Origin of the sequence: Rhodococcus sp. 14-1411-2a (genome assembly GCF_002259485.1) — a bacterium.
Lineage (GTDB): Bacteria > Actinomycetota > Actinomycetes > Mycobacteriales > Mycobacteriaceae > Rhodococcoides.
In genome coordinates, this window is the sequence record NZ_NPGA01000014.1 from 470,469 (window position 1) to 489,923 (window position 19,455).

The 19,455-nt window shown below is 66.0% G+C and carries 22 protein-coding genes and 1 riboswitch; of the genes, 14 read left to right on the forward strand and 8 right to left on the reverse strand.

The genetic code is table 11. The features are described 5' to 3' along the window. The first annotated feature begins 7 nt into the window (after nt 1–7). The 7 genes from CH291_RS13155 to CH291_RS13185 all read left to right on the forward strand — a co-directional run bounded on the left by CH291_RS13155 (nt 8) and on the right by CH291_RS13185 (nt 4,040). Nucleotides 8–349: a cupredoxin domain-containing protein gene (locus tag CH291_RS13155; protein ID WP_094687757.1), complete on the forward strand. Its 342-nt coding sequence runs from the start codon at nt 8–10 to the stop codon at nt 347–349. Nucleotides 350–380: 31 nt separating this feature from the next. After that, nucleotides 381–791 carry a DUF2752 domain-containing protein gene (locus CH291_RS13160; protein ID WP_094687685.1) on the forward strand — a complete coding sequence of 137 codons (411 nt, stop codon included), beginning with the start codon at nt 381–383 and terminating at the stop codon, nt 789–791. A 113-nt stretch (nt 792–904) separates the two neighbouring features. Beyond that, complete coding sequence (locus tag CH291_RS13165) at nt 905–1,102, forward strand: hypothetical protein (RefSeq protein WP_094669129.1); 198 nt, start codon at nt 905–907, stop codon at nt 1,100–1,102. Nucleotides 1,103–1,225: 123 nt separating this feature from the next. Then, complete coding sequence (locus CH291_RS13170) at nt 1,226–1,882, forward strand: GntR family transcriptional regulator (protein WP_094687686.1); 657 nt, start codon at nt 1,226–1,228, stop codon at nt 1,880–1,882. Further along, nucleotides 1,879–3,135, forward strand: coding sequence for an MFS transporter (locus tag CH291_RS13175; protein WP_094687687.1), 1,257 nt, complete (start codon nt 1,879–1,881; stop codon nt 3,133–3,135). The genes CH291_RS13170 and CH291_RS13175 overlap by 4 nt, the downstream gene beginning before the upstream one ends. Nucleotides 3,136–3,165: 30 nt before the next feature. Further along, nucleotides 3,166–3,786, forward strand: a complete 621-nt coding sequence (locus CH291_RS13180) for a hypothetical protein (protein ID WP_068053601.1) — start codon at nt 3,166–3,168, stop codon at nt 3,784–3,786. A gap of 59 nt (nt 3,787–3,845) precedes the next feature. Continuing rightward, entirely contained in the window at nt 3,846–4,040 is a 195-nt protein-coding gene (locus CH291_RS13185) for a hypothetical protein (protein WP_094640899.1), read from the forward strand. An 85-nt stretch (nt 4,041–4,125) separates the two neighbouring features. Here CH291_RS13185 and CH291_RS13190 read toward each other — a convergent pair whose 3' ends face one another. After that, complete coding sequence (locus CH291_RS13190; RefSeq protein WP_094687688.1) at nt 4,126–5,463, reverse strand: M1 family metallopeptidase; 1,338 nt, start codon at nt 5,461–5,463, stop codon at nt 4,126–4,128. Between the two features lie 6 nt (nt 5,464–5,469). Continuing rightward, nucleotides 5,470–9,402, reverse strand: a complete 3,933-nt coding sequence (locus CH291_RS13195) for a Pls/PosA family non-ribosomal peptide synthetase (RefSeq protein ID WP_256980839.1) — start codon at nt 9,400–9,402, stop codon at nt 5,470–5,472. 209 nt (nt 9,403–9,611) lie between these two features. Next, nucleotides 9,612–9,727: riboswitch (SAM riboswitch) on the forward strand. Nucleotides 9,728–9,781: 54 nt separating this feature from the next. On the opposite strand from CH291_RS13195, the gene CH291_RS13200 reads away from it, so the two are divergent. Next, nucleotides 9,782–11,113 (forward strand): aminotransferase class V-fold PLP-dependent enzyme, encoded by a 1,332-nt coding sequence (locus CH291_RS13200; protein WP_094687689.1) that lies wholly within the window; start codon nt 9,782–9,784, stop codon nt 11,111–11,113. Nucleotides 11,114–11,264: 151 nt separating this feature from the next. After that, nucleotides 11,265–11,765 carry a hypothetical protein gene (locus tag CH291_RS13205; protein WP_094687690.1) on the forward strand — a complete coding sequence of 167 codons (501 nt, stop codon included), beginning with the start codon at nt 11,265–11,267 and terminating at the stop codon, nt 11,763–11,765. 30 nt (nt 11,766–11,795) lie between these two features. Here CH291_RS13205 and CH291_RS13210 read toward each other — a convergent pair whose 3' ends face one another. From CH291_RS13210 to CH291_RS13220, 3 genes are read right to left on the reverse strand one after another with little or no spacing between them, the layout of a single operon-like run. Next, entirely contained in the window at nt 11,796–12,269 is a 474-nt protein-coding gene (locus CH291_RS13210) for a YbaK/EbsC family protein (RefSeq protein WP_068053615.1), read from the reverse strand. Between the two features lie 37 nt (nt 12,270–12,306). Next, complete coding sequence (gene alc, locus CH291_RS13215) at nt 12,307–13,296, reverse strand: allantoicase (protein ID WP_094687691.1); 990 nt, start codon at nt 13,294–13,296, stop codon at nt 12,307–12,309. A gap of 4 nt (nt 13,297–13,300) precedes the next feature. After that, a complete protein-coding gene (locus tag CH291_RS13220; RefSeq protein WP_094687692.1) occupies nt 13,301–14,305 on the reverse strand; it encodes a hypothetical protein in 1,005 nt (334 codons plus the stop codon). 52 nt (nt 14,306–14,357) lie between these two features. Here CH291_RS13220 and CH291_RS13225 point away from each other — a divergent pair, with 52 nt between their 5' ends. Together CH291_RS13225 and CH291_RS13230 are read left to right on the forward strand one after the other, a co-directional pair. Next, nucleotides 14,358–15,002, forward strand: a complete 645-nt coding sequence (locus CH291_RS13225; RefSeq protein WP_179271959.1) for a TetR/AcrR family transcriptional regulator — start codon at nt 14,358–14,360, stop codon at nt 15,000–15,002. A gap of 28 nt (nt 15,003–15,030) precedes the next feature. Continuing rightward, nucleotides 15,031–15,255 (forward strand): DUF6480 family protein, encoded by a 225-nt coding sequence (locus CH291_RS13230; protein WP_068283967.1) that lies wholly within the window; start codon nt 15,031–15,033, stop codon nt 15,253–15,255. A 37-nt stretch (nt 15,256–15,292) separates the two neighbouring features. Here the strand turns inward: CH291_RS13230 and CH291_RS13235 are convergent, their stop codons facing one another. Continuing rightward, nucleotides 15,293–15,790: a 2-oxo-4-hydroxy-4-carboxy-5-ureidoimidazoline decarboxylase gene (locus CH291_RS13235; protein WP_068053631.1), complete on the reverse strand. Its 498-nt coding sequence runs from the start codon at nt 15,788–15,790 to the stop codon at nt 15,293–15,295. A gap of 119 nt (nt 15,791–15,909) precedes the next feature. On the opposite strand from CH291_RS13235, the gene CH291_RS13240 reads away from it, so the two are divergent. The 3 genes from CH291_RS13240 (at nt 15,910) to CH291_RS13250 (ending at nt 18,358) form a co-directional block, all read left to right on the forward strand. Then, on the forward strand, nt 15,910–16,737 hold the full coding sequence (locus CH291_RS13240) for a crotonase/enoyl-CoA hydratase family protein (protein ID WP_068053633.1): 828 nt from the start codon (nt 15,910–15,912) through the stop codon (nt 16,735–16,737). A 1-nt stretch (nt 16,738) separates the two neighbouring features. Further along, nucleotides 16,739–17,203, forward strand: coding sequence for a MarR family winged helix-turn-helix transcriptional regulator (locus CH291_RS13245; protein WP_256980836.1), 465 nt, complete (start codon nt 16,739–16,741; stop codon nt 17,201–17,203). A gap of 78 nt (nt 17,204–17,281) precedes the next feature. Continuing rightward, nucleotides 17,282–18,358 carry a GGDEF domain-containing protein gene (locus CH291_RS13250; protein ID WP_094640907.1) on the forward strand — a complete coding sequence of 359 codons (1,077 nt, stop codon included), beginning with the start codon at nt 17,282–17,284 and terminating at the stop codon, nt 18,356–18,358. A gap of 49 nt (nt 18,359–18,407) precedes the next feature. Here CH291_RS13250 and CH291_RS13255 read toward each other — a convergent pair whose 3' ends face one another. Further along, complete coding sequence (locus CH291_RS13255) at nt 18,408–18,857, reverse strand: PAS domain-containing protein (protein ID WP_032395173.1); 450 nt, start codon at nt 18,855–18,857, stop codon at nt 18,408–18,410. 63 nt (nt 18,858–18,920) lie between these two features. Further along, nucleotides 18,921–19,412, reverse strand: a complete 492-nt coding sequence (locus CH291_RS13260) for an inorganic diphosphatase (protein WP_068053642.1) — start codon at nt 19,410–19,412, stop codon at nt 18,921–18,923. Between the last annotated feature and the right edge of the window lie 43 nt (nt 19,413–19,455).

A 19,455-nucleotide genomic window follows, 5' to 3' on the forward strand; every position in this document is an offset into this window, starting at 1 on the left:
CGGAGGTATGAAGGCTCTCGGACTGCTCGCGGCATCGATGATCATGTTGACTGCCTGCTCCACCGCAACCACCCCGGCCGCACCCGCCGAACCCGTTGCCGAGAACCAGGTGACCGTCGCCGATCGGATGTACTCGCCGAAGTCGCTGACGATCTCCGTGGGGGACACCGTCACCTGGGTATTCGCCGACCGCGGCATGGCCCACAACGTGGTCGCCGACGACAACTCGTTCCGGAGTCAATTGATGGAGACCGGTCAGTTCACGCACACCTTCGACACCGCAGGCACCTTCACCTACCACTGCACCCCGCATCCGGACATGACGGCGACGATCGTCGTTGAACCTTGATGCACGCTGGAACCGTGATGGACTGGTAGTCATGACGGCACCCACTCGATCGCGCAGCATCGCCGCACCCCTCGGTGTGGCCGCTGCGGCTGTCGGTGGGGCAGCGCTGCTGCACGTTCGTGACCCTCGCACTTCGACGTACCTTCCCTGCCCGTTCCACGCGCTGACCGGATTGTGGTGCCCCGGATGCGGCACGACCCGGGCTCTCGGTGACCTCACCCGCGGAGACATCGCGGCGGCCGCGTCGAGCAATGTCGTTGCGGTTGTGGTTGCCGTCGGCGCGCTCGCAGTGTGGGCGCTGTGGCTGCGCGCTCGCTGGACTGGACACCCGCTCGAACTCCCGCGATTCAACCGCCCGACGGTGATCGTCCTGATCGCCGTCCTCACCGTGTTCACCGTGGTGCGCAACACCCCGTGGGGCACCGCGATCGCCCCGACCTGACATCACTAGGAGTTAAACATGCTGCTGGAAATCTTCTCGATCATCGTGCTGCTGGGCGTGCTCATCGCGCTCATCCCCACGGCCCGCCGCGTCTTCAAGAAGGGTGACGACGAATGAGCGACTCGCTGAAGGATCGCGTGCGCGCGAAACTGCTCGCCCAACTCGCCGACGACGGAGGAACGGCCGCCGAACAAGCGGAGGGCGACGACCCGCGACTGAACGCACTGCGCGACGACCTCGAAGCACTCGATGCTGCGCAGGACGGAGATCCGCTGATCGACGACATCGCCGCGAGACACTGGGTGCCCTGACCGCCCTGCCCCTGGGGAGTCAATGTGACGTTCGGTGGCCTTTTCGGCAGTCAATGTCACGTTGAGTGGACTTTTTTGGCTCCCGAATTGGTGCACAGTTGAGGTGCATCTAGTATCTATGTTGTGTCCGAGACGAGATCAGCCGCCGATACGGCGTATGCGACGGTCAAAGAGCTCATCGTCTCGGGAGAACTTCCCGGCGGTGAGCTCGTCAGTGAGGGTGAGATCGCCACCCGGCTCGAGATCAGTCGCACACCCGTACGTGAGGCGTTTCTGCGTCTGCAGGTCGAGGGGTGGATGCGGCTCTACCCCAAGCGTGGGGCACTGGTGGTGCCGATCGCGGTGGGTGAGGCCGAGAGCGTCGTCGACGCGCGTCGACTCGTCGAGGCAGGCAGCGTCCGAGCATTCATCGACGACGCGTCAGCCCGCGAATCCGTGGTGTCCGCGCTGCGGGAGAACCTGCAGCTACAAGAGCAGCTGGCCGTGGACGGTACCGCCGCGCAGTTCAGCGCCGTCGACGCCGACTTCCATCGCACCGTCGTCCATGCCGGCGGCAACCCGTTGCTCGACGCGTTCTACGACGGACTTCGTGAGCGTCAACGCCGAATGACCGCAGCCTCGGTGACGCGTGACCCAGGCCAGATCTCCCGCATCGTCGACGACCATCGCCGGCTGGCCGACCTGATCGAGGCCGGCGACGCAGACGGATTCGAGCGCGCCGTCGAACAACACATGCTCGGGGTGCACGGCCTACGACCGGACAGAGGGGGAGCACGATGAGCGAGACGATCACGAACGATCGGGACATCGAGACGACTGCGCGACGTTGGCTACTGGTGGCGTCGGGCATGTTCGCTGTGGCGTGGGGCGGCAACGAGTTCACGCCACTGTTGGTGATGTATCGGCTCGACCACGGGTTCTCGGCCGTGGTGGTCGATACGTTCCTGTTCGCCTACGTTCTGGGCATCATTCCGGCGATGCTGATCTGCGGACCGCTGTCCGACCGACTCGGTCGACGCCCGATCATGTTGCCCGCTACAGCAATTGCCGCGGCCGGGTCCATCCTGATCGCACTCGGACCGGACAATGTGTACCTGCTCTTCGGTGGTCGCGTGCTCAGCGGTATCGCGCTCGGAATCGGTATGGCCGTGGGCGGCAGCTGGGTCAAGGAACTCTCGAGCCGCGACGCCACCGCCAAACCCGGTGCCGGAGCGCGCCGTGCGGCGATGTCGCTGACCGCGGGCTTCGCCCTCGGTGCCGGAGTTGCCGGTGTGCTCGCGCAGTGGGCGCCGTGGCCGACGCACCTCGCCTACAGCGTGCACGTGCTGATCTGCATCGTCGCCGGTGTCGGCATGCTGTCGGTTCCCGAAACTCGCACTGCCACAGCGGCATCGAAGAACAAGAAGCTGCTCGACGACCTGAGGATTCCGTCCGCCTCCCATCGACGGTTCCTGTTCGTCGTGCTGCCGTTGGCCCCGTGGGTGTTCGGTGCCGCGAGCGTCGCGTACGCGGTGCTGCCGTCACTGATGGCCGACGCGCTGGCCGACGAGCCCGGGGGCGGCTATCCCGTCGCTCTGTCTGCCGCGATGGCGGTGATCGCGCTCGGTTCCGGCTTCGCGATCCAGGCCGTCGGGCGTCGAATCGACACTCCCGCCAGTGCGCGAGGCGCTCTGGTTGCGCTGACACTGCTTGTTGTCGGCATGGCTGTCGCGGCGTGGGCGGCGTCGGTGCTGACCATCGCCGCGGCCCTGATCGCGGCGGCAGTGCTGGGGTGCGGGTACGGCATGGCACTGGTCTCGGGTTTGCAAGAGGTGCAACGCATTGCGGGCCCCGATGATCTCGCCGGCCTCACCGCGGTGTTCTATTCGCTGACCTACCTGGGCTTCGCGGTGCCCGCCCTGCTGTCGGCATTGACCGAGACATGGCCCGGCGTGGTCACGTATCCGATCATCTTCGGCTTCGGCGCGGTGATGGCGGCACTGTGTGGCCTGGTGGTGCGATCGAAAACGTCTGCGCACTTGCCGAGCGCGTAGGGGCGGTTCGGCTTTAGGATCAGCGGCATCATGCTGCAGTCCTCGCGCACGGTCCCGCCGCATCGGGTGCCTCCGACGGTGGCGATCGCGGGTGCCACAGTATGGAACCGGCGTGAGGCGTACTGGTTCCTCGTCGCGGTGATCGTGCCGGCCGCATGCTGGTCGAGATTTCCGACGATGGTGCCCTACGTCTTCGCGATCGTGCTGCTGGGTGCAGTGGTATTTCGCAGCCGACGGATTGCCTGGTGGGCGTCGATGCTGCGCTGGGGACTGATCGCCGACGTCGAGACCGTGGACACGGCACCGCGTGGTGACCGCAATCTTCGCCTCGCGCACGCCACCGGCTGGAACGTCCAACGACGTTGGTACACAGGGGTTGTCACCGAATCAACGGTGCGGTACCGGGCCGGGGAAGCGCGCGGCCATCTGTTCGTTCGGGGACTGCCGTTCACCACCGGCGTGGTGCTCGCGCACTCGAAGAATCCTGGATCGGCCATGGCCATCAGCGACTTCCCCTGCGATCTGCAACTGGACGGCAGGGGACGCTGGGCGGCGTCGTTCCCGCCGGGCTTCTGGCGACAAGCACTGGCAACGGTAGCGCTGTACGGCTACGCCGTGGCCGGCTTGGTGTTGTCAATCGGAGTTCGCTGACACAGCCGATGCGGTGGGTACCGTGGAGCGGGCACATCCCTCGTCCGACGGGAGCGAGCATGAAGTACAACTACTCCGGACCATGGCCGATTTTCGCCGTGCTGGGCGTCATCGTGTGTTGGGTGCTGTTTCAGGTCGTGGCACTCGATGCGAGTGTCGGCCGTGCGATCGCGTCGCCGATCAATCTTTTCGCGTTGATGTCGGCGGGCTTCTTGACCATCGGCTACGCGCAGAAACGGCGTCGGCGGGTCTGATCGGCGGATCGGCTCCCCAGACTTGGATTCAGGCCTCCGATTGCAGGCTGATATCCGAAACTGGGGAGCCGATTGCCCGCGGGAGCTACGGCAACGACGGAAGGTGCTTGTCCACCAGCCAGGCGTCCCACAGACTTCGGGGGCAACCGAAGCGGCTGGCGAGGTCGGTGAAGTCCGCCGTTGCGACCGTCGAGTAGCGGTACTTGGAGGTCCATTCCTGGATCAGTCCGAAGAATCGCTCGTCGCCGATGGTGCGTCGCACTGCATGCAGTGCCAGTGCGCCGCGTTTGTAGACGCGGTCGTCGAAGATGCGCTCGGGCCCCGGGTCGGTGAGTTGCAGGTCCATCGCCAGACCACGCTGAATGGTGTGCGCGCGCTTGGCCTTGTCGTGAGCCGTTGCGCCGCCGGAGTTCTCGGCCCAGATCCACTCCGAGTAGCACGCGAATCCCTCGTGCAGCCAGATGTCGGCCCACTTGCCGAGGGTGAGGGAATTGCCGAACCACTGGTGCGCCAGCTCGTGCGCCACCAGACGCTCGTAGTACCGGGAGCCGGAACAGTGGTTGGCACCGAAGATCGACAACCCCTGCGCCTCGATCGGAATCTCGAGGTCGTCGTCGGTCACCACCACGGTGTACGACGCGAAAGGGTAAGGGCCGTAGAGCCGTACGAATGTGTCCATCATCCGCGGTTGACGACCGAAGTCGTGATCGAACTGCGCTCGCAGGCGCGGCGGAGTGATCGCCTTCATCGGCACCGGCCCCGGGCTGACGATGCGATGCTCGTACGGACCGATCTGGATGGTTGCGAGGTAGCTGGCCATCGGCTCGGGCTGCTCGTACACCCACGTGGTGCGGCTGGCGCGAGTCTGCTTGCGCACCAACGTTCCGTTGGCCACCGCGTAGTACGGGGAATCGGTGGTGATGGTGATGCCGTAGCTGGCCTTGGACACCGGATGGTCGTCGCACGGAAACCACGACGCAGCGCCGTTGGGTTGGCTGGCGACGAGCGAGCCCTCGGTGAGCTCCTCCCAGCCGACCTCACCCCACAAACCGTTGATGGGCTTCGGGGTTCCGCCGTACGCGACCGTCACCACCAGTGCCGCACCCGACGCGATGGGCTTGGCGGGCGTGATCTTCAGCTTGCCGCGCTGGTGGCTGAACTTCACCGAACGCGATCCGTTGACCGACACCTTCGACACGTTCATCGCCGGGCCGAGATCGAGCGCAAACTTCGACACCGTCGCAGTGGTGACCGCGGTGATCTTCGCCTTACCCGCCAGCCGGTTGCTCTCGACCTTGTACTCGAGGTCGAGTTCGTAGCGCGAGACGCGATAGCCGCGGTTGCCGTTCTGGGGGAGATACGTATCGATCGGATTGTCACTGGAGTCGACGTCGAACACCGGTGCCACGAGCCTGTCCGGCACGGTAGATCACCCCTCGTTTCGGTCGTCGCGAATACGCGGAAAGGGATCACCCTTGGCCCACGGCGCGATCGGATTGCCCTGCCAACGAGTGTGCGCGGGAACCGTATCGCCGCGCATCACCAGAGAGGCAGGCCCCACCGTCGCACCATCACCTATACCCGATGCAGGCAGCGCGACACAGTGTGGTCCCAGTGTTGCGCCTCTGCCGAGATCGACCGTGTCCATGGACATGATCCGATCATGGAACAGGTGCGTCTGCACAACGCACCCTCGGTTGACCGTCGCACCGTCGGCCAACGTCACCAGATCGGCCTCGGGAAGCCAGTACGTCTCACACCAGACGCCGCGGCCGATATCCGCACCGAGCCACCGCAACCACATGTTCAGTACCGCGGTGCCCTCGGCGGCGCGCGCGAACCAGGGTGCGGCAACGGTCTCGACGAACGTGTCTGCCACCTCGTTGCGCCACACGAACGAACTCCACAGCGGATGATCGGTCTTGCCGATCCGGCCCACCCACAACCACTTCGCCAACGCCGATACCGCAGCAGCCACGAAACCGGCGACCAGCAGGACGACGCCACTGAGCAACGCAGCCAACCAGTACCCGACGGCGTCGGCGATGGCGGTGAGCGTGAACAGCACTCCGAGTCCGATGCCGAACGTCACGACGACGGGAATCAACCGGCACGTCTCGACGAACGACCGGGCGACCTTGAGCTTGCGGGGCGGATCGAACGTGCGCGACGAATCCGCACTACCGGCGGCCCGACGCAGCCGCACCGGCGGACTGCCGAGCCACGACGAGCCGGACTTCGCCTTGTCCGGAGTCGCGGACAGCACCGCGACGAGGCCGTTCTTGGGGACGGTTCGCCCGGGTCCGGTCATGCCGGAGTTGCCGAGGAACGCCCGCTTGCCGACCTTGGCGTCGCCCAGATGCATCCAGCCGCCGCCGAGTTCGTAGCTGGCGACCATCGTGTCGTCGGCGAGGAACGCGCCGTCGGCGACGGTGGTGAACTTGGGAATCATCAGCACCGTCGACGCTTCGACGTCCTTGCCGATCTTCGCGCCGAGAAGCCGCAGCCAATGCGGCGTCAACAGTGACGCGTAGAGCGGGAACAGGAAGGTGCGCGCGGAGTCCATCAACCGTTCGGTGGCCCAGACCTGCCAGCCGATACGGCTGCGCACGGGGTGGTAGCCGCCTACGAGACCGATGCTGAGCAATCGCACCGCGACTACGGTGATCACCGCGAACACCGCCAACGACACCATCGTCGCGACGGGCAACATCACCAGACCACGTTCGAAGGCGTCGAACACGGAGTCCGCGGTGTGAATCCACCAGCCCATCAGCACCAGGCTGACGCCGATCGAGAACAATGCCATGCCGGACAGGAACAGCGACGCGACGCCGTACGCGAACACCCATTTGGTCGCGCGCGGTGGCGTTTCTGCGGGCCACGGATGATCGGCCTTGCCGACCTTCTGAGCCGGCGAACCGGACCACATCTGACCGGCCTTCACCCGTCCGACGACGGCGGAGCCTGCCGTGACGACAGCGTTCTTGCCGACCTTGGTGCCGGGCAAGAGCGTCGAGCGGGCGCCGACGGTGGCACCGGCACCGATCTCGACGCCGCCGATGTAGACGAGATCTCCGTCGATCCAATGCCCGGACAAATCCACCTCGGGCTCGATGGAACAGCCGTCGCCCAGCTCGAGCATGCCGGTGACCGGCGGCATCGTGTGCAGGTCGACACCCTTGCCGATCTTGGCACCCAGAGCGCGCGCGTAGTAGACCATCCACGGTGCACCCGAAAGGTTCGACGCACCACTGGCATCGGTCAATCTCGTTGCTGCCCACAGCCTGATGTGCATGCTCCCGCCGCGTCGATACGCGCCGGGTTTCAGCCCGGCCAGCAGGATGCGAGATCCGATCACCGAGATCGCCATCCGGCCGACCGGAGTGATGAACAGGACGAACGCCACGAGCACCCACCACCACGACAGCGTCGGGGCCCAGGGCACGTCGCCGAACCAGGACATGACGTTGAACAGCAGTCCGAGCCAGGTGACCCACTGCAATCCGGTCAGGGTGGTCAACGGAACCGTTGCCGCGATCTGAGCCCACTGCGCGGTACGCGACGTCGGGGCCACGCCACGAGGAACGGCCTCGACGACAGGCTTCAGATCGTCGAGATACTGCGCCAGTGAACCCAGCCGTGGGTGGTCGTAGAGCTGCGCGACGGTGATCTCGGGGAACCGTTCGCGCAACGCCGTCACCAACTGAGCGGCCGACAGCGAACCGCCGCCGTTGGCGAAGAAGTCGGCGTTCTCGTCGGAAACCTGCGCGCCGAGGATGTTGGTCCACAATTCGGCCACCCACCCCGCCGTACCGCCGAGCGCAGACGCGCCCGCCATACCGGGCAGGGGCCACGGCAGCGCGTTGCGGTCGACCTTGCCCGAGGTGCGCGTCGGCATCTCGTCCACCAGCGCAAGCCTGGGCACCAATGCCGCGGGCAACTGCTCGGCCAGTAATTCGCGTGCGGCTTCGAGATCGAAATCGGGATTGGTGCTGGCGAGATACCCGACGAGCACCGAGTTTCCGGCAGCGGTCTTGCGGATGGCGGCCGCCGCGCCGCCGACGCCCGGAAGTGCTTGCAGCGCATTGTCTATCTCGCCGAGCTCGATGCGTCGACCGCCGAGCTTGACCTGATCGTCCGCGCGGCCCTGGAACAAGAGCCCTTCGAGCTCGAGCTTGACCAGATCGCCGCTGCGGTACGCCCGGTCCCATCCCAGAGAGGGCATGGGCGCGTACTTCTCGGCGTCCTTGGCCGGATCGAGATACCGAGCGAGTCCGACGCCGCCGATGACCAACTCACCGACTTCGCCGACCTGCACCGGGGTGCCCGAAGCGTCGACCACGGCCAGGTCCCAGCCGTCCAACGGCAATCCGATGCGGACGGGCCCCTTCCCGTCCATGATCGCCGCGCACGCGACGACCGTCGCCTCGGTGGGGCCGTACGTGTTCCAGACCTCACGGCCTTCGACGGCGAGCCGCTCGGCCAGTTCCGGCGGGCACGCCTCGCCGCCGAAGATGAGCAACCGCACCGCTTCCAGAGCCACCGCGGGCCAGAGCGACGCGAGGGTGGGCACCGTCGAGACGACACTGATGTCGCGGGAGACGAGCCACGGGCCCAGATCGAAACCGGACCGCACCAACGACCTGGGTGCCGGAACCAGACACGCACCGTGCCGCCACGCCAGCCACATCTCCTCGCACGACGCGTCGAACGCCACCGACAGACCGGCCAGCACCCGATCACCCGGGCCGAGTGGATCCTTCTGCAAAAACATGCGGGCCTCGGCGTCGACGAACGCCGCCGCATTGCGATGACTGACCGCGACACCCTTGGGCGTGCCCGTCGAACCGGAGGTGAAGATGACCCACGCGTCGTCCTCGGGAGTCGGCGGCAGTGGGTCGGTCTCGGGAAGGCCGTCTTGCTTGGGAGCAGTACCGGCGGCGATGCCGCCCGCAGTGACGATGGCCGTCACCTTCGCCTCACCGAAGACCAACTCGGCCCGCTCCTCGGGATCGTCCGCGTCCACCGGCACGTACGCGGCACCGACCGCGAGGATGGACAGGATCGCGACATAAAGGGAGAAGGAACCCGACGGCATGCGGATGCCGACGCGATCACCGCGCCTGACACCGGCATCGGCGAGCCACTGGGCGCCCTCGGCGATGTCGTCCAACAACTCGGCGTAACTGACCGAGACGGCACCGTCGTCGATGGCGGGGGCGTCGGGAAAACGATGAGCGGTATCACGGAGAACGTCGATGAGAGTCCGGGCAGGAGGGGCGAGCGACGAGCGAAGAAACGCCGCCGGTGCAGGCGCGGTGTCCGCGCTCGAACCCGGCAGATCGTTCTCTTGATGCACAGACAACCGGGCGTCCTTCTCGTTCGTTGGCAAGTGACTCTGTGGTGCTGGGACTCTGTTCTGCTGAGAGAGCAGCGCCGTTGGTTATCTCACGTTCTGTTTGCCAGCAGGTGAACGAGCGCTCCTTCCCACCGCGGGAATCCTACTGCTGCCCACGCGTGAGTTCCGGCTTGACAAAACCGCAGTGGTTTTGCCAGTGTCTTCTCCACGGTCACGAGTACCAGCGTCAAGCCCCGGCTCGCTGGTCGGCAACCCTCCTCCGCGGTGGGGTGCTCCGGGTGACGACCAGGCTGATGTCGGAAAACCGGCGCGGCAAGCGCGGACTCGTTCACCACATCCTTCGGTTGCGGGTCCCTCGAACGTGAGGGCTTGATCTGTCATGACATCTGTACTTTCCCGCCCCTGTGCTCCTTTTGCCCCTGTTTCGGGCACGGATCTGCAGGTACCTCTGGTGCAGGGCGGCACCTGCACCTACGCCAATTTCGACTACGCTGCCAGCGCACCGGCTTTGGCGGCGGTGACCGATCGGATCGCGGAACTGCTGCCGTTCTACTCCAGTGTTCATCGCGGTGCCGGGTACGCCTCACGGGTCTGCACGGCAGCGTACGAGAAGGCGCGGGTGACGGTCGCCGATTTCATTGGTGCGCAGTCGGATTCGGTGGTGGTGTTCACTCGGAACACCACCGACTCGCTGAACCTGCTGGCCGCATGTGTGCCGGGTGAGACCGTGGTGCTCGACATCGAACACCACGCGAACCTGCTGCCGTGGCGTGACCGACGAGTGGTGGTGGCTGCGTCGACCCTGGCCGAGACCATCGCCCGCCTCGACGCCGAACTCGCCGCGAAACCTGCTGCTCTGCTTGCGATCACGGGCGCATCGAACGTCACCGGAGAAGTTCTGCCGATCGCGGAACTCGCGGCACTGGCGCATCGGCACGGCGCACGCATCGCGGTGGACGGTGCCCAGCTGGTTCCGCATCGGCGGGTCGACATCGCCGCACTCGGGGTGGACTACCTCGCCTTCTCCGGCCACAAGCTCTACGCCCCGTTCGGCGCGGGAGTGCTTGTGGGCGCACGTGATTGGCTCGACGCCGGTGAACCGCACCTGGCCGGCGGCGGCGCGGTGCGCAGCGTCGGCATCGACCACACCGACTGGGCCCCGGCGCCGCAGCGGCACGAGGCGGGCACCCCCAACGTGCTCGGGGTTGCCGCATTGGCCGCGGCCTGCGAGGCCATCGCCGGATTCGACGATGCCGAGCTCCAGGCGCACGAGCACGAGCTGTCCTCGCGATTGCGGGGCGGCCTGGCAGCGCTGGACGGCGTCGAGCAGCTCCAGGTCTGGGCCGATGCGCCCGACAGTGTCGGCATCGTCACCTTCACCGTTGCCGGGCGCGATCCCGGTGAGGTGGCTGCGTACCTGTCCGCCGAACACGGAATCGGCGTGCGCGATGGCAAGTTCTGCGCACACCCCCTGCTGAGCAGGCTGGGGCACGCGGCCGGAGCGGTTCGAGCCAGTATCGGCCTCGGCAGCTCGTCGGCCGATGTGGACCGACTCGTCGACGCCCTCGCCGCCCTGGTCGAGTCGGGACCGAACTGGCACTACGCGGAGGACGCAGGCTGGTGGAACCCCGTACCCGACCCGCGGCCCTTCCCCGAGCTGGCCGATGGGGCCGCCGGGGTTGGATCCCCGTGCAGCCCCGCAGGCCGTTAGCATGGCGTCATGACCGTGAGTGTCGTGTGGACGGGCAACCGTCACTGGTGCAACAGATACGTGGATCTGTGCCGCACTGCGTCCGGGTCGTGTTCGAGTTCGGCTCCGCTCCGACCGAATGCCACCGTCTGAAGAATCAGGACCACCACTCATGTCGCACAACTTCACCCGCGTCGCCGTCGAATTCACTGCGGGCTGGACCGAACTGACCGCCGCTCCCGAAACGGATGTGGTCCGAATCCAGGCCTCCGACCTGCGGGAATCCCAGCAGCAACGCGCGCGGCTCCGCGCCGAGGCAGTGGACCGCGGCGAATCTGCCGACAGCACGGCAGTGTTTCTCGACCTGGAGATCCACATCGCGGCCGATGCCCGGACGGCCCGTCGGGAATTTGCCGCACTGGATGCGCCGAGCAGCCCGTCGTCGATCCGCTACGTCGGAACACCGGCGGGACTGGCCAGTTTGATCTCCGACGTCACCGCGGCCGACGTGGCCGACGGCGTGACATTGACAGCGCTCGGCGACGTCGCTCGCCAGTCGGTTCTCATCAACAACGGCGTACTGCCGCTGCTGGAATCCCGCGGGACTCGACTCGACATCGACGTCGTCGACGCGGTCCTCGGCGCACCGATCGCCCCGACTCTCGCGTCCTGAGGATTCGCGTCCTCGGGACGTGCGCGGCGGTCAGGTGACGTCGATCGCCAGACCCGCAGTGATGCGCACCAACTCGGTGAACGTGGACCGAAAGATCGTGTTGGTGTGACCGGCGGCCGCCCACACCTCCGAGTAGCCGGCCAGATCCTGGTCGACGAACGTATCGAGGTTGGTGGGGTGGCCGACCGGGGCGATCCCACCGATCGGCTGGCCGGTGGCATGCTTGGCCGTGTCCAGAGGCGCACGCGTCAACACGCCGCCGAGACGCTCACCGGTGTGCTCGAGATGAACGTTGTGGGCACCGGAGACGAGCAGCAGCACCGGCTCGTCGCCCAGCAGAAACACCATCGACTTCACGATCGCGCCCACGTCGACACCGAGGGCGGCAGCAGCATCGGCGGCAGTGTGCGTGCCCTCCGGACTACTGACCACCACCCCGTGATGACCACGTGAAATCAGCGTGTCGGCAACATGGGCTGCATTCGGATGAAGTAGCCGGGACATGAACCAACCCTATTGCCCCGCGACCGTTTACGCCGCTCTATCCCTGGGTCGTTCCTGCAGGCTCCACTCCCGTGTCCAGATCACCGAACAGTCTCAGTCGCGCCATGCCGCCGTCCGGGAAGATGTCCATCCGAACCTCCGAGACCGGGGTCTCGTGGTCGAGTACGAAGCGATGACGGGTGTCGGGCTGCAACGTCGTTCGCGGCAACAGCTCGATCCACTCGCCCTCACCGAGCCGTCCGCGCAGTGACGCCGCGCCCGGGGCGTTGCCGAGGAAGCAGGTGGTGTCGAGCTCGGCGAGGCGAACGAGCCCGCTGCCTGCCAGCTGTACCTGAACCCAGTCGTTCGCGTCGTTGCGTCGACGCGAGGTCTCCCAACCCTCACCCATCGACCGCGGCGGGCCGGGGAACAGCAGATTGTTGGGGGAGCTGTAGAACATGTTGGAGCACGCCGAGACGTAGGCACCGTTCTCGAGCGCTGCCAGGTCGACCGGCCCGGCCGCGAGGAACTCGGGATCGGGCTTGCCGCGGCCCAGTACCCGCAACCGCGCCACTCCGCCGTCCGGGTAGATCGACAGTTTCACGTGCGTCCACCGCGCGTCGGAGGCGACGGCGAACCTGTTCTCACTGTCGCCGTCGACCGGGCTGCGCGCGACGATGGTGGTCCACTCGGTCTGCGTGCGCAGCTCGTCCGGGGACGGGAAGCCCTGCACCTCGGCGGCCTCGACCGAAATCTCCGGCGGGTAGTTTCCGGTGAACCACGAGGTGTCGACGACGATTGCCGAGACGACGCCCGGTGCGCCGAGACGCACGATGGCCTCGTCGTAGCCTGCCTCGCGTCGCCGACGCGTCTCCCACCCGTCGTAGATCTGACCCTTGTGCCCGAACGTCGCGGTCGAGTAGTCGGCCTTGCCGGGACTGACGAGATTCTCCTTCTCCGCGAACGTCTCGTCGTTCGCCCACACGACTGCGCCTCCGAGAGTGCGGACAGCGAGATCGGGCAGAGGCAGCGGGAAGGTGGAGGTCATGGGATCACACTTTACTGGTCTCGCGTGAGCTCATCGGGTTGTGTGCAGACCGACGCCGCAGAGCTGCCGCGACCATCAGTAGCGCGCCGATCACGATGTAGAGCGTCAGGCCGAGTGCGGGTTGCCCCAGTCCGGTGCCGGAGAAGTACACGATGCTGCGTACGCCCTCGGTGCCGATGCCAGGGGTGATCCACCGACCGATCGAGGCGTAGAGCGACGGCAGTACATCGGACCCGAAAGCGCCTCCTGCACTGGGGTTTCCGAGAATGACGAACAGCGCGATGGCGGCGGGCACCGCCGCGACACCGATCAGGGCGCGCAGGCCCATGGTGAACAGTCCGGTGGCGAAGACGACCCCGGTGCCCAGCAGGGTCAGTGGAAACCAATGGCCGGCAAAGGTTTCCAGTACATGGGTGGTGAGGAATGCGCCGAGAGTGCCGGAAGCGAGGGAGTACACCGCGAGAATGCCGACGTGCATCCAGGTTTCGCGGCGCGAGGTCGGTGCCCCGATCAACAGTCCGAATGCGGCAGCCAGAAGGTAGCCGCCGACGACCCACCCGACCGAGAGATAGAAACCGGACAACCCTCGGTTGTCGTGCACACCGACCGGGATCTCGTCGCGCACCACGAACTGGCGGCCCTGGGCGGCGTCGACCTCGGTGAAGATCGATTGCAGCGCGGTGGCTTCGGAGCTGCCTGCTGCGCTGGCGGTGATGAGCGTGTCCGTCCCGTTCGCGCCGACGACATAGGCCCCGATGACTTCCCTGTCGCGGAGCAGTAAACGGACCTCGGCGGTATCGGCCGCGGTGCGTGCCTCGAGCGGGGCGCCGTCGATGGCGTTCAGGCGATCGGTCGTCTGCTGGTCCAGCCCCTCGGGGAGACCGGCTTCGGTCACCACCGCGATGGGGATCGCATGCGGAGTCGGCTGATGAAACGCCGAGACGTAGCTGAGGATGAAGCCGAGCTGAAGTATCAGCACCGCGGCGGCGAGCAGTGACATCTTGCGCATGGGTGACTCCTGAATCTTGTCGATACCCGAGGTATTCAATACTCTAGGTATCGTGAATGCCGACGAGCAAGAAAAGTGGGGGTCGACACAGTCGCAGCGACGACCGCAGCGTGCCGACGTTCGAGATCGACTGCTCGCCGCCGCAGCGGACGAGTTCACCGAAAATGGCTATGCCGCAGCCAAACTCACCGACATCGCAGACCGCGCCGGCTTCACCAAGGGAGCCGTCTACTCCAATTTCGAGTCCAAGCAAGCGCTGTTCGCCGAGCTGCTGGCCAGGCGGTCCCTCGACCTCGCGGCCCGCGTACTGGCTCACATTTCCGATCTGGACCCCGGCGCGGCCGCCGGAGCGGGCGGCGGAGAGATCGCGTCGTGGGTGGTCGCCGAACCCCGCTGGCCGCTGCTGACCGTCGAATTCGGGATTCTCGCCGGACGCGACCCGGCCGTCGCGGAGCGCTATCGCACCGACCGTCGAGCACTCCGGCGCGAGCTCGAACGCCTCATCGCCGAGCGAGCGGACGACTGGGGAGTCGGCGAGAAATTCGATGCCCGACGCCTCGCGACGTCACTGGCGGCCTTGATCTCCGGATTGGCCGTCGAACATTCGGTGGATCCGGAGGAAATCGACGAGGGAGTCATCGCCGACGCGGTCTCCGAACTGTTCGCGGGAGCGATAGCTAGGGCACATCTCGATTGAGGGACACGGCACCGGGTAACCGGGACAGATGAATGCTCAGAATCCCGATCCCGACGTCACCGCAGGACTCGAAGCCGGTGGCAGTGTCACGCCAGGAGACACCCCGCCCGCCGAAACGGGAGTCGGCGGCCCCAATCACGAACCGCCGCAGCGCAGCCGTGTCATGCCGATCCTCATCATCGGTGTGGTGGCGTTGCTGGCGATCCTGATCGCCGGTGGACTGATCGGTCGCGTCGTCGGTCTATTCGGCTGATCCCGGGTCGGCGGCCCGTCCGTACTCGGCGAACAGGTCAGTACTGCGGCCAGCCGCCCTCGGGCCCGAGCAGGCGATCCAATCGAATGTGGTTGATCTTCGCCAGCTCGTCGCGCATGATCTTGCGTTCGGTCCGATCGTCGTTGTCGAGTCGATGGCCCAGATCCACCAGGATGTCGCGCGGCTCGAAGCCCTCGGGCTCGAACAACCCGCTCCAGATGTACGGATAGCCGAATCGCTCGCAGTACGCGCGCGCCGCGGTCACCAGAGCGCCTCGCGTATCGGCGTTGATGGCTGCGCACACCTTGCTCGGCTCGGGACGCGTTGCGGCCAACATGTCCATGTCGCCGTCCGACAGCTCCGCCAGTTCCGCGTCGGCTGCCGAGAACAGCTCTGCCCGTGAGCGATACCTGCGGCCGTCCGCCACCCTCGACGCCCACGCCACCGAGCAACAACACTCGTACAACGCATGCACCGCCTTGCGGCGCGGCAGATCGTTGAACGTCTCCAGGCCGAGTCCCTGATGCATCAGCATGGATAGATGGTGAGCCTCATTCGGCGTATGCACCAGAGCTGAGCAGGGACTTAGCGCAGATGTTACGCGCCGTAACATGCGGTGCGGGGATGGGCGACTCTGCCGCTAGGCTCGCAGGCATGACGGAACGAACCTGGAAAGCCTTCTCCGTGGAGATCGCCGACCACATCGCGCAAGTGACCCTCCTCGGACCGGGCAAGGGCAATGCCATGGGCCCGGACTTCTGGAGCGAGAGCCCCGAGCTGTTCGCTCAGCTCGACGCCGATCCCGAGGTTCGTGCAGTCGTGCTCGCGGGCTCGGGCAAGAACTTCACCTACGGACTCGACCTCGCCGCGATGGCAGGAACCTTCGGTCCGCTCATGGCGGACAAGGCACTGGCCGGTCCCCGAACGACGTTCCACGACACAATCAAGACGATGCAGAAGGCCATCAACGCCGTCGCGGACTGCCGCAAGCCCGTCGTCGCGGCCGTGCAGGGCTGGTGCATCGGCGGTGGCGTCGACCTCATCACCGCCGCGGACGTGCGCTACGCCAGTGCCGACGCGAAGTTCAGCGTGCGCGAGGTGCGGGTCGCGATCGTCGCGGACATGGGGTCGTTGGCTCGACTGCCCGCGATCATCGGCGATGGGCACATGCGTGAGCTGGCACTGACGGGCAAGGACATCGACGCCGCGCGCGCCGAGAAGATCGGCCTGGTCAACGATGTGTTCGAGGACCATGACGCCGCCCTCGCCGCTGCTCGCGAATGCGCCGCCGCCATCGCCGCCAATCCGCCCCTGGTGGTGCAGGGCATCAAGACCGTGCTGGATCATTCTCGATCCTCCAGTGTCGATGATTCCCTGCGCTACGTCGCGGCCTGGAACGCCGCCTTCCTCGCCTCGCACGACCTCACCGAGGCGATCACCTCGGTGTTCGAGAAGCGACCGGCGCAGTTCACCGGTAACTGACGTGGTCGAGTTCGCCGAGGAGCTGGGCACGCAGCTGGTTCGGCTGCAACGCCTGCGTGAGCGCAACATCGCTGCGATCTCGTCCTCGGGCGGTGTCGACGGTGCCGCGTACGTATGCTTGTTCCGGCTCCTGCGCGACGGACCGATGCGGTCGAGTGAACTCGCCGCCATGGTCAATTCCGATCCGTCGACGGTGAGCAGGCAGGTGGCTCAGCTGGTCGAACGGGGGCACGTCGAGCGGCTGCCCGACAAACATGACGGTCGAGCGTTCGTGCTCGCGGTGACCGCGTCGGGTCAGGAAGCAGCGGCGGCGATCCAGCAACGACGAACCGACAATCTCGGACGGGTGATCGAGGGGTGGACACGGCAGGACCGAGAATCGCTCGTGACGTTGCTCGATCGTTTCTTGACCGATTACGAAACCATCAGGCCGGACCTGCCCGACCGTCGCGCAGGTAGCGTCTGATCGGCGGGCGATCCACGATCGGGGCGATCGAGGCAGTGCGCAGTCGCTCGTAGAGCAAGCGCGGACGGAGGGGATGCTGTGCCGATCGGTCGTGACAAGCCGTCGCTCGCGTCCGATGCCGGGACCCGTCGGAACTCGGTACGACTCGAACGCCGGGTGGCGCGAGGAATCGCCGTGCTGGTGCCCTCGTTCGGTCTCATCGGGGCGATAGCGATGCTGTCTTCGGACGGTCCCGTTGGACCGACGGCTGTTGTCGTGTGCCTGATGGTCTTGCTGTCGACTCTCCCGGTAGGGGCATGGTGGTGGCTGCGCTCGGCGGACGCCTCCCACATGCCGGGATGGTTCGTCGTGTACGCCGACGTGGGCGTGTCGACGATGCTGCTGACCTTCGACGACCGTGATCTCGCGCTGTACGGCGCTGCCCTGTTCGCCGTGATCGGGACCTACATCGCGTACTTCTCGCGACGAACCGTGCTCAAGTTCCACACGGCATTCGTCAACGCGGTCATTCTGCTACTCGCAGTACTCGCCCTGGTCGAGCGGCCGGAGGATCCGGCGTCGATCCTCGCCCGCACCCTCGTGACGGTTCTGGTGGTCAACTCGGTACTCGCGTTCCGCGCAGTGATCCAGCGCCAACTCGATCTCGCCAACACGGACTCGCTGACCGGACTGCTCAACAGACGCGGCCTGGAATTGCGGCTCCAACGCATGATGAACTCGCTGGACGAGCACCGTTCCGTCGCACTGATGGTGGTCGATCTGGACCAGTTCAAGCGCGTCAACGACACCTACGGTCATGCGGTGGGGGACCGAGTGTTGCGCCGGACGGCCCGCAGGCTGACGGCGGTCACGGGCACGCGGCCGTGCGTGGCACGCACCGGCGGCGAGGAGTTCACCATCGCGCTACCGGTCGACGATGCCGCCGCGCACCGGATCGCCCACGAGATCCTCGAGTCGATTCACGACCCAGCCGACGACGTGCCGGTGACGGTCAGTGTCGGGGTGGCCCTGCTCGACGGCAGTCGATGGTCCACCGCCACCGAGTCCGGTGACAGTGCCGATCTGGTCCACAACGTGCTGCTCGACGCCGACACGGCGATGTACGAGTCCAAGCACGCGGGCGGAAACAGAGCAACGGTGTACGCCGGCGAATGATCCGCCGGCGTACACCGTTCGTCGTTCGGGGAAGAACGTGTTCCGTGCGTCAGCGCAAGGCGCTCTTGGGGTCGTTCCACAGCTGATCGGTGAAGTCCTCCAACGCGACGAGAACGATGGTGTCCTCGGTACGGCGCAGGATCGACTTGCTGGCGCGCACCTGCACGATATCGCCGGTCTTGTCGGTCATCCGCCACAGAGAATCCGCGCGGGTGGCCACCGTCGTGAGGAACATGTCGGCGACGTTGACACCCTCCGGAGCCCGGTCGGGGAAGATGTCGTGCAGGTGGAAGTCCTCCCGCTCGGTGCGGTCGAGACCGAACAGATCGTCGAAGGCCTCGTTCGCGAACACGATGGCACCGGTGGGGTCGACCGCGAGGATCGGCACCGGGATCCGGTCGAGGACGACCGTCACCGGCAGATCGGGAAACTGAGTCGGATCCGAAATCGGTCGCGAATCGAGATTGCGCCGATCACCGTTGGAAGTGCTGTCGGTCATACGTCTCCCCAAACTATGTTTCGTCGGCCCACGGCCGAGACGAGGTGTGTGGTGCCGAAACGATCAGTGACCCGGATTGTCCGCCAAGCGCTTGAATGATGCAGCGATTTCGGCCTCTGCCTCTGCGCGCCCCACCCAGTCTGCCCCGGTGACGTGCTTGTTGGGTTCGAGATCCTTGTAATGGACGAAGAAATGCTTGATCGCATCGAGCTCGAACGTCGAGACGTCGCTCAGGTCCTGGATGTGATCCCAGCGAGTGTCACCGGCCGGAACGCACAGCACCTTGTCGTCGCCGCCGGCCTCGTCGACCATCTTGAACATCGCCACGGGGCGGGCCTCGACGATGACGCCGGGGAACACCGACTCGGGCAGCAGCACCAGTGCGTCGAGCGGGTCGCCGTCCTCGCCGAGCGTGTTCTCGATGAAGCCGTAATCGGCTGGATACGCCATCGCGGTGTAGAGGTAGCGATCGAGGCGAACACGTCCGGTGACGTGGTCTACCTCGTATTTGTTGCGCTGCCCCTTGGGGATCTCGATGGTGACGTCGAACGGCACGTGCAGTCCTCACTGTTGTCGTCGAGCCGGAACGGCTCGAGTC